Source organism: Amycolatopsis echigonensis, from assembly GCF_014174495.1.
GTDB lineage: Bacteria > Actinomycetota > Actinomycetes > Mycobacteriales > Pseudonocardiaceae > Amycolatopsis > Amycolatopsis echigonensis.
Genome location: NZ_JACJHR010000050.1, coordinates 1 through 12650, shown reverse-complemented (window position 1 = coordinate 12650; position 12650 = coordinate 1). Strand labels below are relative to the sequence as shown.

Annotated in this window: 12 protein-coding genes; 6 read left to right on the top strand and 6 right to left on the bottom strand. The window is 69.9% G+C overall.

Going from position 1 to position 12650, the window contains the following annotated elements; all coding sequences use genetic code 11:
* The first annotated feature begins 46 nt into the window (after window positions 1–46).
* The 3 genes from H5411_RS29260 to H5411_RS29250 are packed head-to-tail and all read left to right on the top strand — an operon-like array spanning window position 47 to window position 1526.
* Window positions 47–604: a TetR/AcrR family transcriptional regulator gene (locus tag H5411_RS29260; protein WP_220817639.1), complete on the top strand. Its 558-nt coding sequence runs from the start codon at window positions 47–49 to the stop codon at window positions 602–604.
* Between the two features lie 5 nt (window positions 605–609).
* Complete coding sequence (locus tag H5411_RS29255; RefSeq protein WP_183125684.1) at window positions 610–1131, top strand: DUF4865 family protein; 522 nt, start codon at window positions 610–612, stop codon at window positions 1129–1131.
* A gap of 11 nt (window positions 1132–1142) precedes the next feature.
* Window positions 1143–1526 (top strand): tautomerase family protein, encoded by a 384-nt coding sequence (locus H5411_RS29250; protein WP_183125683.1) that lies wholly within the window; start codon window positions 1143–1145, stop codon window positions 1524–1526.
* Between the two features lie 293 nt (window positions 1527–1819).
* Here the strand turns inward: H5411_RS29250 and H5411_RS29245 are convergent, their stop codons facing one another.
* The 3 genes from H5411_RS29245 to H5411_RS29235 form a co-directional block, all read right to left on the bottom strand.
* The gene (locus H5411_RS29245; protein WP_101434854.1) at window positions 1820–4636 is read right to left on the bottom strand and encodes a vitamin B12-dependent ribonucleotide reductase; all 2817 of its coding nucleotides are present in this window, start codon (window positions 4634–4636) and stop codon (window positions 1820–1822) included.
* Window positions 4637–4673: 37 nt separating this feature from the next.
* Entirely contained in the window at window positions 4674–5165 is a 492-nt protein-coding gene (gene nrdR, locus H5411_RS29240; protein ID WP_101434855.1) for a transcriptional regulator NrdR, read from the bottom strand.
* Window positions 5166–5472: 307 nt separating this feature from the next.
* Window positions 5473–6240, bottom strand: a complete 768-nt coding sequence (locus H5411_RS29235) for a LysM peptidoglycan-binding domain-containing protein (RefSeq protein ID WP_244194543.1) — start codon at window positions 6238–6240, stop codon at window positions 5473–5475.
* A 123-nt stretch (window positions 6241–6363) separates the two neighbouring features.
* Between H5411_RS29235 and H5411_RS29230 the strand changes: the two genes are divergently transcribed.
* The gene (locus H5411_RS29230) at window positions 6364–6792 is read left to right on the top strand and encodes a hypothetical protein (protein ID WP_143271355.1); all 429 of its coding nucleotides are present in this window, start codon (window positions 6364–6366) and stop codon (window positions 6790–6792) included.
* Window positions 6793–7236: 444 nt separating this feature from the next.
* Window positions 7237–7896: a transcriptional repressor LexA gene (lexA, locus tag H5411_RS29225; protein WP_067593639.1), complete on the top strand. Its 660-nt coding sequence runs from the start codon at window positions 7237–7239 to the stop codon at window positions 7894–7896.
* Window positions 7897–8266: 370 nt separating this feature from the next.
* Here the strand turns inward: lexA and H5411_RS29220 are convergent, their stop codons facing one another.
* The 3 genes from H5411_RS29220 to H5411_RS29210 are packed head-to-tail and all read right to left on the bottom strand — an operon-like array spanning window position 8267 to window position 11335.
* Window positions 8267–9274 (bottom strand): hypothetical protein, encoded by a 1008-nt coding sequence (locus H5411_RS29220; RefSeq protein WP_312878645.1) that lies wholly within the window; start codon window positions 9272–9274, stop codon window positions 8267–8269.
* Window positions 9275–9327: 53 nt separating this feature from the next.
* A complete protein-coding gene (gene hflX / locus H5411_RS29215) occupies window positions 9328–10785 on the bottom strand; it encodes a GTPase HflX (protein WP_101434857.1) in 1458 nt (485 codons plus the stop codon).
* Between the two features lie 43 nt (window positions 10786–10828).
* On the bottom strand, window positions 10829–11335 hold the full coding sequence (locus H5411_RS29210) for an ArsR/SmtB family transcription factor (RefSeq protein ID WP_101434858.1): 507 nt from the start codon (window positions 11333–11335) through the stop codon (window positions 10829–10831).
* A gap of 58 nt (window positions 11336–11393) precedes the next feature.
* Here H5411_RS29210 and H5411_RS29205 point away from each other — a divergent pair, with 58 nt between their 5' ends.
* On the top strand, window positions 11394–12647 hold the full coding sequence (locus tag H5411_RS29205) for an MFS transporter (protein WP_101434859.1): 1254 nt from the start codon (window positions 11394–11396) through the stop codon (window positions 12645–12647).
* The last annotated feature ends 3 nt before the right edge of the window (window positions 12648–12650 follow it).

Sequence of the window (12650 nt, the reverse complement as noted above, 5' to 3'; positions counted from 1 at the left end):
AGCTGCCGTCCTTGTCTCTGTACCTACTAGTATGTACGCTGAGGTCATGTCCGCCCGAGATCACCTCATCGCGAGCACTCAGGACCTGCTGTGGGAGCGGGGGTACGTCGGCACCAGCCCGAAAGCGATCCAGCAGCGCGCCGGGGCCGGACAGGGCAGCATGTACCACCACTTCGCCGGCAAGGCCGACCTGGCACTCGCCGCGATCCGGCAGAACGCCGCCGATCTGCGCGCCTCCGCCGAGGCCGCGTTCGCCCAGGGCACGACCGCGGTCGAACGCGTTTCCGCCTACCTGTTGCGCGAACGGGACGTCCTGCGCGGCTGCCCGGTCGGACGGCTGGCGCTGGATCCCGAGATCGTCGCGAACCCGGAATTGCGTGCGCCGCTGGAAGAAACGTTCGACTGGCTGCGCGGCCGTCTCGCCGAAGTGCTCGCCGAGGGCATCGCGAACGGCGAGCTGCCGGCCGATCTCGATCCCGCCGCGACCGCGACCGCGCTCGTCGCAGTGCTGCAGGGCGGATACGTCCTCGCCCGGTCGTCCGGGACGGTCGAGCCGTTCGACCAAGCGATCCGCGGCGCACTCGCGCTCCTCGAACGGCGGTGACGGCGATGTACGCCATGCAGTACGAGATCGACCTGCCCGACGGTTACGACATCGAGCACCGAGTCGCGACCCGCGGCCATCGCACCGACGCGTTCCCCGGGTTGGGACTCAAGGCATATCTGGTGCGAGACAACCACTACGCGCCGTTCTACCTGTGGACCGACACCGCCGGAATGAGCCGGTTCCTGTGGGGCGGCGGCGGATTCGACGGCATAGTCCAGGACTTCGGCCGACCGCCAGTGCAGCATTGGACCGGCGCGAGCTGCCTGCCCGGCCCAGCGCGAGCGAGCGCCCCGGAGTTCGCGACGAAACGCGTAGGCCGGTTTTCCGAGGGCATCGACCGCGAACTCGCCGAACTCGCGCGGCTGTCCCGCAATCCAGCCGTGCACACCACCGCGCTGGCCATCGACCCGCGGCGCTGGGAAACCGTGCGCTTCACCCTCTGGACCACCGCCCCGGCCGAGGACACCGGCGTCCAGTACCGCGTGCTGCACCTGTCCCGTCCGAATATCGACCAGCTGAACTGAGAGGTCGCCCCATGCCGCTCGTCCGCATCGACGTGCTGACCGAACCCAACGCCGACCGTCTGCCCGCCATCGGCGACGCCGTGCACCAGGCGATGACCGAAACCATCAACGTCCCGGTGGACGACCGGTTCCAGATCCTGAACAGCCACGCCACCGACCGTCTGCGGTACGACCCGGGCTACCTCGGCGTCCACCGCGACGACGACATCGTCTACATCGCCATCACGATGCGCGCCGGCCGCACTAACGAACAGAAAGCCGCGCTGTACCGGCGAGCGACCGAACTCATCGCCGAGGCGACGGGGATCGAACCGCGGAATGTCTTCTTCAGTGTGACGGAGAACCACGAGGTGGACTGGTCATTCGGCGAGGGAGTCGCGCAGATGCTGTCTTGACGTCGTTTGCGCGCCAAGTTCATCGCAGGGTCAGGCATGCCGCTCGCGCTGATGGTTTCCGTGCACCAGGCCGATTTTGAGCCCGTCGGCACGACAGGCAGAGGACGGTCGGCGGACCGGTGATGCGCCCCGGCGGCCGAGGCTGATGTCCTGCCGCACGAACCGCGCCTCCGGCCCTGGCATCCCACCGTTCCTCCCCAGCCGCCGGTGCCATTCCCCGTGCCTGAGCCGAGCGGGGCCCCGGAGGATTTCCGGAACCCCGCTCGACCTAGATGCGCCTGAACGGCTGCCGATCAGCTGCAGCCGGACGTGGCCCCGCAGCCTTCGCAGGCGTAGCACGATCCCGCGGGCCGCATCTTCGTTCCGCAGGTCATGCAGAGCGGTGCGTCCGCCGCCTTGCCGAGGTGGAGTTCCATCAGTTCGGCCGTGCTGTGCGCGTCGCGCGCCGAAGTGTCCGTTGTGGACTCTTCCGTGCGAGCCGGCGAGGAATCCACACTGCTGCGCAGCGCGTCGAGGTCGATGTTCTGGCCGCCGTAGTTCGCCTCGACTTCGGCCGAGCGTTCGTCCGCGGTGAAAATGCCCAGCTGGGCCCGCTTTTCGTACGGCAGGTAGTCGAGCGCCAAGCGGCGGAACAGGTAGTCCATGACGCTCGTGGCGATCCGGATGTCCGGGTCGTCGGTCATGCCTGCCGGTTCGAAGCGCAGGTTCGAGAACTTCGAAACGTAGAACTCGAGCGGGATGCCGTGCTGCAGGCCGACCGAGATGGACATCGAGAAGGCGTCCATCACGCCGGACAGCGTGGAGCCCTGCTTGCCGAGTTTCACGAAGATCTCGCCGAGGCCGTCGTCCGGGTACGAACCCGCGTGCAGATAGCCCTCGGCCCCGCCGACGGTGAACGACACCGTCTGGCTCGGGCGCTTCTTCGGCAGACGGCGGCGCACCGGGCGGTATTCGACGATCTTTTCCGGCTCGGTGTCCGCCGCGGCTTCCTTCTTCTTCGCCGTGGACAGCGGCTGGCCGACCTTGCAGTTGTCGCGGTAGATCGCGAGCGCCTTGAGGCCGAGTTTCCAGCCCTGGAAGTAAATCTCCTCGACGTCCTCGACGGTCGCCGACTCCGGCATGTTGACCGTCTTCGAGATCGCGCCCGAGATGAACGGCTGGACCGCGGCCATCATCCGCACGTGGCCCATCGGCGCGATGGACCGGTCGCCGACCGCGCAGTCGAACACCTCGTAGTGCTCGGGGCGCAGGCCCGGCGCGTCGACCACGTGGCCGTGCTGCGCGACGTACTCGACGATCGCCTCGACCTGCTCGGGCTGGTAGCCCAGCACCTGCAGGGCGCGCGGCACGGTCTGGTTCACGATCTGCATGGACCCGCCGCCGACGAGCTTCTTGAACTTCACCAGCGAGAAGTCCGGCTCGATGCCCGTGGTGTCGCAGTCCATCATGAAGCCGATGGTGCCGGTGGGCGCGAGCACCGAGGCCTGCGCGTTGCGCCAGCCGTTGCGGGTGCCCAGTTCGATGCCCTTGTGCCACTCCTCCGACGCCAGCGCGCGGACCGCGGCGTCGTTGCTGTGGTAGGTGCGGATCAGTTCGTTGGCCGCGGCGTGCTTGCGCATGACGCGCTGGTGCGCCTCGGCGTTGCGGGCGTAGCCCTCGTACGGTCCGACGACGCCGGCCAGCTCGGCCGAACGCCGGTAGGACACGCCGGTCATCAGGGACGTGATCGCGGCGGCGAGCGCGCGGCCGCCCTCGGAGTCGTACGCGTGGCCCAGCGCCATCAGCAGCGCGCCGAGGTTGGCGTAGCCGATGCCGAGCTGGCGGAACTTGCGCGTGGTGTCGGCGATCGGCTCGGTCGGGAAGTCGGCGAAGCAGATCGAGATGTCCATCGCGGTGATGACGAACTCGACGGCCTTCGCGAACAGCGGCGCGTCGAACGTGCCCTCTTCGGACACGAACTTCAGCAGGTTGAGCGACGCGAGGTTGCAGCTCGAGTTGTCGAGGTGCATGTACTCGCTGCACGGGTTCGAGGCGGTGATCCGGCCCGATTCGGGGCAGGTGTGCCAGTCGTTGATCGTGCTGTCGTACTGGACGCCCGGGTCGGCGCATTCCCACGCCGCCTGCGCCATGCTGCGGAACAGCTTCTTCGCGTCGGTGCGGTCGATGACCTCGCCGGTGAGCCGGGCGCGCAGGCCGAAGTCCGTGCCGTTCTCGACGGCGTGCATGAACTCGTCGGACACGCGGACCGAGTTGTTCGCGTTCTGGTACTGCACCGAGGAAATGTCGGAGCCGGAGAGGTCCATGTCGAACCCGGCGTCGCGGAGGACCTTGATCTTTTCCTCTTCGCGCGCCTTGGTCTGGATGAACTCCTCGATGTCCGGGTGGTCGACGTCGAGCACGACCATCTTCGCCGCGCGCCGGGTGGCTCCGCCGGACTTGATGGTGCCCGCGGAGGCGTCGGCGCCGCGCATGAACGAGACCGGGCCGGACGCGGTGCCGCCGGAGGTGAGCAGTTCCTTCGAGGACCGGATGCGCGAGAGGTTGAGGCCCGCGCCGGAGCCGCCCTTGAAGATCAGGCCTTCCTCGCGGTACCAGTTGAGGATCGACTCCATGGTGTCGTCGACGGCGAGGATGAAGCAGGCGGACACCTGCTGCTTCGACGACGTGCCGACGTTGAACCACACCGGGGAGTTGAAGCTGAAGACCTGGTGCAGCAGCATCCAGGTGAGCTCGTGCTCGAAGATCTCGAGGTCGGACGGACCGGCGAAGTAGTCGTGGTCGGCGGCGGCTTTCACGTAGGTGCGCACCACGCGGTCGATGAGCTGCTTGAGGCTGCTCTCGCGCTGCGGGCTGCCGACCGCGCCGCGGAAGTACTTGCTGGTGACGATGTTGGTCGCGTTGACCGACCAGAACTCGGGGAATTCGACCCCGCGCTGCTCGAAGTTGACGCTGCCGTCGCGCCAGTTCGTCATGACGACGTCGCGGGTCTCCCACGCGACCTCGTCGTAGGGGTGGATCCCCTCGGTGGTGAAGACCCGCCGGACGGTGAGGCCCTTGTTCGGCTTCTTGTTCTGTCCGGCCGCCGCGCCGGTTCCCACGGTTTCGGTCATGCGGTCCTGTCCCTCGCTCCCCGCGACCGGTGACGGCTCAGTCGTCGCCGGCGCGCTCGCTTTCCTGGTCCTCCGCAGTTCCCGCCATGGCTTTCCGCAGGTCGGCGATCTCCTTCTCGAAGTCCTCGACCGAGGAGAAGGAGCGGTAGACGCTGGCGAACCGGAGATACGCGACGCCGTCCAGTTCGCGCAGCGGGCCGAGGATGGCGAGGCCGACCTCGTGGCTGGGGATCTCGGCCAGCCCGGCGGACCGGATCGACTCCTCCACGCGCTGCGCGAGCTTCTGCAGCGCGTCGTCGTCGACCGGACGGCCCTGGCAGGCCCGCCGCACTCCGTTGACCACCTTGTCCCGGCTGAACTGCTCGGTGGCGCCGGACCGTTTGACCACGGCCAGCACCATCGTCTCCGACGTGGTGAAACGCCGTCCGCACTCGGCGCACGAACGCCGCCGCCGGATCGCCTGTCCCTCGTCCACCTCTCGGGAGTCGACGACCCGAGAGTCCGCATGCCGGCAGAACGGGCACCTCATCCGCCGATCACCTTCCCCTCCGCGCCGGTCGATTCCTGTCCCCACCGGCCCCTGCCGCCACGCTACGGCCTGGACCGCGGTCACCGCGCGCGACCCCGCGCCTGGTGATCGACTTGTGGACATCCGGTGGGCAACTGCCGGCCGGCTGTGGACAACTGCCGCCAGTCTACCCCTACCTGTGGACCAACTACAGCGGTGTAACTACTAGATATAGGGGTAGACCTTAGATCGCCTCCGGGGCGGGCGCAAGGAACCCGAGAGGGTGAAAGAGCGGTTGCGCAAGATGCGACCGGGTGGTTTCCGACAGTCATGGCCCCGCGGTGCCCGCTTCCCCGCCCTGTCCGCTGCCGGGCCACGCGACCGGCACGGTGAGCGGCATGCCGGGCAGCAGAGCGGTGTCGTCGAGGTTGTTGAGCTCCTTGATGCGTTCGACGACCGCGCTCTGGTCCGCGTCCGGCGCGAACCGGGCGGCGAGCGCGCCGAGCGAATCGCCGGGCTGCACGGAAACGGACGCGGTCCGCGACGGCACCGGGCCGCTGGACACTCCCGCGCCGAAAACGCCGAGCCCGGTGACGATCAGGCAAGCCACGAAGGCGATCGCGAACAGCCACGGCCACCGCACCGACGGGCGGGCCTCGCTCTTGCAGGCCACGCCGCCGCGCTGCCCGGCGACGACCCGCGCCCGCGACGGCGGTCGCAACGGCTCGCCACGCCGCTCGCGCGCGGTGCGGCCGGGGTTGCCCGGAACGGCGACGGGGATGTACCGGACCGCGGTGCGGCCGCGCGCAGGAGCTACTTCGGTCTCGACGGCGGACGGGGCCGATGTCTGGAACCCGGCACGCTCCGCGGACTGGACGGCGGTGCGGCCGCGCATCTCGCGGGACTTCCGGACCGCAGCTTCCCCGGGCTCGGCGGCCGAAGGAGCCGAGGTCTGGAACCCTGCGCGCTCAGCGGACCGAACAGCAGCGGCGGAGCGCAGGTCGGCAACCTCGCGCGCCGACCGCGCGCCTCGTTCGAGCGCGGCCGCGAACCCGGCAGATTCCCCCGCCGACCGCGCGCCTCGGTTGAGCGGCATCGGTTCGATCGAAGCCGTGTAGCCCTCCGCCGACCGGGGGCCGACCCGCCCGGCTGCATCGCCCGGCACCGACCGCGCGGACTCAGCTCGCTCGCCGTCGGGGAGGCCAGCCTCGGCTGCCGCGTGCCAGGAGCGCCCACGCCCGGCCTCGCCGCGCGAACCCCGGGGCTCGCCCGCACCGCGACGCCGCCGCGAGTCGCCTCGGCCTGCCGCGCCGAGGGAATCCTCGCCGGGCAGATCCGCGCCGAGGCCGCGTCGGGCGTTGGTCCGGCCGCGAAGCTCCACCACCTCGCCGGAACCGGCCGCCGCTGCCGAGTCAGCGGCGGATTCGGCGTCAGCGCCCTCCGCAACACCATCCTTTCGGGTGGCTTCGCCGCGCTCCGCGCGCCGCCGCGACCGACGTGCCGGACCGCCGGACCCGGGTTCCCTCCGGGCCGGGACCGGTCCGTCCGACGCGGCGCCGCCCTCGGCGGGGCGGACGGCGGGGACGGGCCGAAGCGGGCGGACGAGCCCGCGATCTGCCAGGATCGACATGCCGGAACCTCCTCGTGACCTGCGCATCCGTCCGGTCCGGGCCGTACACCTGCGCCGCAGCGGTCCAGATCGAACAGGCGTTCTATCGAACGTCCGTGCGAAGGTCTACCACCCCGCACCGACAAAATCGAGAGGACACGGCGTGTCGATCGAACAGATGTTTGAAATCGTCGCGCGCGGTGGCTAACGTCGGTGACCAGGACATCTGCCGGACCGGCTCCGGCGGGTGCCGCCGGACGGGCGTTCGCGGAAAACGCGGATTCCGGACCGGCGCACGCGGAAACGCGCGGCCGCCGACACGGCGGCCGCGGGACAGCTGGAGGCGACGCAGCGTTGGAGAAGGACACGGTGAAGGGCACCGCGGCGAAAGGGGCCAAGGGGGCCTCGCGAGGCAAGGCGTCCGCACAATCCGCACAATCCGCGCGCGAATCCGGTCACGAGAGCACGGGGAAGGTAAGCGCCATGCCCGAGGTGTACGACGTGGACGAGACGCTGACCGTCCGCCAGCAGCAGGTGCTCGACGTCATCCGCACGTGGGTGAGCCGCTTCGGCTACCCGCCGAGCGTGCGCGAGATCGGCGAGGCGGTGGGGCTCACGTCCACGTCGTCGGTGTCGCACCAGTTGCGCGCGCTGCAGCGCAAGGGCTATCTGCGCCGCGACGCCAACCGGCCGCGCGCGGTGGGCGTGCTCGCGTCCACGGACGACAACCCGATGGGCATCGAGATGGACCAGCAGCCGTCCGTGCCGAAGGCGGCGTACGTGCCGCTGGTCGGGCGGATCGCGGCGGGCGGTCCGGTGCTCGCCGAGCAGGCCGTCGAGGACGTTTTCCCGCTGCCGCGCGAAATCGTCGGCGAGGGCGAGCTGTTCCTGCTGAGCGTCACCGGCGATTCGATGGTCGACGCCGCCATCACCGACGGCGACTGGGTCGTCGTCCGGCAGCAGCCCGCCGCGGAGAACGGGGACATCGTCGCCGCGATGATCGACGGCGAGGCCACGGTGAAGACCTTCAAGCGCAAGGACGGACACGTGTGGCTGATGCCGCACAATGACGCGTACGAGCCGATTCCCGGCGACGACGCGTCGATTCTGGGCAAGGTCGTGGCGGTGCTGCGCCGACTCTGAGCATGGGCGCGCTCCCCTCCCAGGGCTCCGGGCGAGGGGAGCGAGCACTCAGGATTCCGGTCGAAGGCCGTAGAGGTTCGCCACATCAGCAGCAGCGGCAGCTCCGACGCGGTGCCACGTCAGGTGCGGCGCCACGTCCGGCGCGGCAGCCCATCCGGCACGCGTCCGGCATTGCGGCGCATCCGCGCGGCGGCGGATCCGGCGCGGCGATGACTCAGACGCGACGGCGCGTCAGAAAGCAGCGCACGACCAGGAACCGTGCCGCGTCAAGTGCGGCGGCGCATCCCGCACGACGGCCCATCTGGCGCGGCGACAACTCAGAAAGGGCGGCGCGTCAGAAAACAGCGCACGATCAGCGAACAGTGCCGCGTCAGGAGCGGCGGCGTTTCCTGGCCACCAGGAACCCAGCACCGAGAACGACCACCGCCGCAACGGCGGCAGCGGGAGCGACCGGGAAACCACCGGAGTCCTGCTCAGCGGGCTGCGGAGTAGCGGCGCCACCAGGCTTCGGCGCGGGCGCGCGCGGCGTGACCAAGGCCGTCGCGTTTTTGATCGCCCGCACCGGTTCGCCGACGCCTTCGCTCGCGGACAACAGCGTGCCGTCCGGTTCGAAAGCAATAGCTTCGCCCTGTTTCTCGTTCGCCAGCGGAATCCGCACCGGCTCGCGTTGCAAAGCTGCCGCCACGTCGCCGTCCGGGGCCGCGTACAGATACGCGTCCGTGTAAGTCCGCAGCGCGACGACCGTGCCGTCCGCGCTGGTCGCGCCTCCGGTGATCAAAGCCGAACCGAACGAGCCGACCGGACCGCCCGGCGTGTCGGTGCTGCGGACGCGCAGCGTGCCGACCTGCTCCAGTTTCGTCGGGCCGGGAGCCGCCAGCGGGCCCGACGGTTTGTACACCTTGGAAACGCCCAGCAGGTCTTTGGTCACGAGGAACGGCGTGCCGGACTGGTCCAGAACCAGGGCTTCGGTGTCGTGCGGACCGTCCGGATAGGTCAAGCGATGCACGACTGCCGCGCCGCCGGCCGGTTTCAGCTCCAGCAGCGCGACCGTTTCGCGTGTGGCGCGGTTGTCACCAGTGTCGGAAAGCCACAGGGTGCCGTCTTTGCCGCGGGCGAGGTCTTCGACGTCGTATGGATCCGTCGGATCGGTCAGGACGTCCTTCACCTGGCATTTCGGGTCCAGGACGAAGACTTGCACCTTGGTGCCGCCGTCGTTGATCGCGTACCAATGCTCGCCGTCGGAAACGAGTCCGGACAGCTCGTTGAGGCGCTTGTCCGTGACCTGGCACAGCGCTTCCGGAGCAGGCGGCGGAGCTGCCGCAGCCGGGACCGCGCCCGCGAGCATCAGAACAGCCGTCAGTGCCAGGACGACCCGCACCAGTTCACCTCCGTAGTGCACGACCCGCCCGGGCCGTGCACTACGGAAGACGTTCAGAGCGCCGAGGCGTTGGTTTCGAACGCCCGCAGAGCCGCGGCGAGGTCCGGCCGGACCCGCACCCGCAGGCGCGTGCCGTCGGCGACGTGCTCCTCTTCCAGCACCTCGCCCTCCGCGTGCGCTCGCGACACGAGCTCGCCCCGCGCGTACGGGACCAGCACGTCGATCACCGTGTCCGCCCGCGGCAGCCGTTCGGCCAGCACCTCGGCCAGGTCAGCCACGCCGGAACCGGTGCGCGCCGAAATCTGCACCGAACCGGGCAGCGCGTGCCGCAGCCGGGCCAGGGTGACGTCGTCGGCCGCGTCGGCCTTGTTGATCACCAGAAGCTCCGGCGGGAGCGGCTCCTTGCGGCTGCGGGTGATCTCGGCGAGCACCTCGCGCACCGCGCTGACCTGGTCCTCCGGGGCCGGGTCGGAACCGTCCACGACGTGCACGAGCAGGTCGGCGTCGGCCGCCTCCTCCAGCGTCGAGCGGAACGCGTCCACCAGCTGGTGCGGCAGGTGCCGCACGAACCCGACCGTGTCGGTCAGCGTGAACGTGCGCCCGTCGGCCGTCTGCGCCCGTCGCGTGGTCGGGTCGAGGGTGGCGAACAGCGCGTCCTCCACCAGCACCCCGGCCCCGGTCAGGGCGTTGAGCAGGCTCGACTTGCCGGCGTTGGTGTAGCCGACGATCGCCACGCTCGGCACCTCGTTGGCCACGCGCTTGCCGCGCTTGGTCTCGCGGATGGTGTCCATCGCGGCGATCTCCCGGCGCAGCTTCGCCACGCGCTTGCTGATCCGCCGCCGGTCCGTCTCCAGCTTCGTTTCACCGGGCCCGCGCAGGCCCACGCCGCCGTTCGCGCCGCCAGCGCGGCCGCCTGCCTGCCGGGACAGCGCCGAACCCCATCCGCGCAGCCGCGGGACGAGGTACTGCAGCTGGGCCAGCTCGACCTGCGCCTTGCCCTCCTTGGAACGGGCGTGCTGGGCGAAGATGTCGAGGATCAGGGCGGTCCGGTCGATCACCTTGACCTTGACCTTCTCCTCCAGCTGGCGCAGCTGGCCGGGCGAAAGCTCGCCGTCGCAGATCACCGTGTCAGCGCCGGTCGCCACGACCACGTCGCGCAGCTCGCGTACCTTGCCGGACCCGACGTACGTCGCCGGATCGGGCTTCTGCCGCCGCTGGACGAGGCCTTCGAGCACCTCCGAGCCCGCCGTCTCGGCCAGTCGCGCCAGTTCGGCCAGCGACGCCTCGGACTGCTGGGCGGTGCCTTCGGTCCACACGCCGACCAGCACGACGCGCTCCAGCCGAAGCTGCCGGTACTCGACCTCGGTGATGTCCTCGAGCTCGGTCGACAGGCCCGCGACCCGGCGCAATGACGCGCGGTCCTCGAGCTCCATCTCCCCGACCGAGGGGTCGTAGGGGTCGTCGTCGTAGAACTCTGTGCTGTTCAGGTCGGTGTGTGTCTGTTCTGTCATCGTGCCTCCATGGTCCCACGTTTCCGCGCGGGAGCCGAGTGGATTACCTGCTGGGATAAACCGAGACGTACACGGCCGTGCGTTCCGCGGCCGGATCGCGGGGCCGGGCCTTGAACTCTTCGAGCAGTCCTTCGAGCCGCCGTTTGAACTCCGCGACTTCCTCCGGACCCACCTGGACCACGAGTCGCGTCGTGTCCGTGGTCTCCAGGTCCGCCTCGGCCATTTCGGCCAGATACGCCTCGAGCATGGCCTCGTTGATCGCGACGGCGCTGCCGTCCGCGTTCTCCAGCTGCCAGGAAAGCCCGGTGGACAGGTACGGGATCTCCTTCGCCCCGCGCGCGCCGCGCCGCGGTTCCTGGGGAACGAGAAAACCGGTGTCGACCAGCCGCCGCACGTGGTGCAGCGTGGTCGCCGGGTCGCGGCCGAGCCGCGCCGCCAGCTCCTTGTTCGTCATCGCCTCGAAAGACGTCAACCGGATGATGCGCAGCCGTATTCCGGACGCGAGCGCGGCCGCCTCGGCTTCGGTGGAGGGACGTCGGTGCAACGGCATCCGCGCAGCCTAGACAAAGTGATTGACACTTTCCAATCACTCGACAACACTCGATCGGGTGCGTCGCGACTCACTGTTCTTCCACGCCGATTTCCGCAGGCTGTGGGCCGGGGACACGGCGAGCCAGCTGGGGATGTTCGTGGGGGTCACGGCCATTCCGCTGCTCGCCGCGGTCACGCTGGCCGCCACTCCGTTCGAGATGGGCCTGCTGACCATGGCCGAGACGCTCGGTTTCCTGGTCCTCGGCCTTCCCGCGGGCGTCTGGGTGGATCGGATGCGCAAACGGCCGCTCATGCTCGCCGCCGACGTGGTCCGCGGGGTGCTGCTGCTGAGCATCCCGCTCGCCTGGTGGGCCGGCGTGCTCACCATGGCGCAGGTGCTCGCGGTCGTGCTGTTCGTCGGCTTCGCGACGGTCTTCTTCGACGTCTCCTACCAGGCGTATCTGCCCGCGCTGGTCGGCCGCGAGAAGCTGCTGGAGGGCAACGCGAAGCTGCAGGGCGTGCAGTCGTCGGCGCAGATCGCCGGGCCGAGCCTCGCCGGCGTGCTCGTGCAGTTCCTCGGCGCGGCCAGCACCGTCCTGGTCACCGGCCTTGGCTACCTCACCTCCGCGCTGTGCCTGTGGCGCATCCGTACCGTCGAAACCCTCCCGGAACGCTCAAAGCGCGACCGGCTGGTGCCGCAGATGCTCGAAGGCCTGCGGTTCATCGTCGCCGACCGGCCGCTGCGCGCGATCGTCGCCTGCACGGCCACGTCGAACCTGTTCAGCGGCGTGGTGCAAGCCGTCGAGGTGCTGTACCTGACCCGCACCGCCGGGCTGAAACCGGCCGAGGTCGGCGGGCTGCTCGCGGCGAGCGGTGTCGGCGGCATCGCGGCCGCGCTGTGCGCCGGGCCGATCATCCGGAAGATCGGGCAGGCCCGGTCGATCTGGCTGGTCCCGGTGCTGTTGTGGCCGGGCGGGATCCTGGTCCTGTTCGCCGGTCCGGACTGGCGGATCGCGCTCGCCGGGCTGGGGATGGCCGCGTTCGGGTTCGGCGTGATCCTCTACAACATCGCGCAGGTCTCCTACCGGCAGGCGATCACTCCGGACCGGCTGCTGGGCCGGATGAACGCGAGTGTCCGGTTCATCGTCTGGGGCGCCCTGCCGCTCGGCGGGCTGCTGGGCGGCGGGCTCGGCGAATGGCTCGGGCTCACCGCCGCGCTGTGCATCGGGACCGCCGGGCCGGTCGCGGGCGCGCTGTGGGTGATCTGCTCGCCGCTGCGGCGCATGCGGGATCTGCCGACGGGCGCGGAAATCGCTGTACCCGCCCCGTAAAGT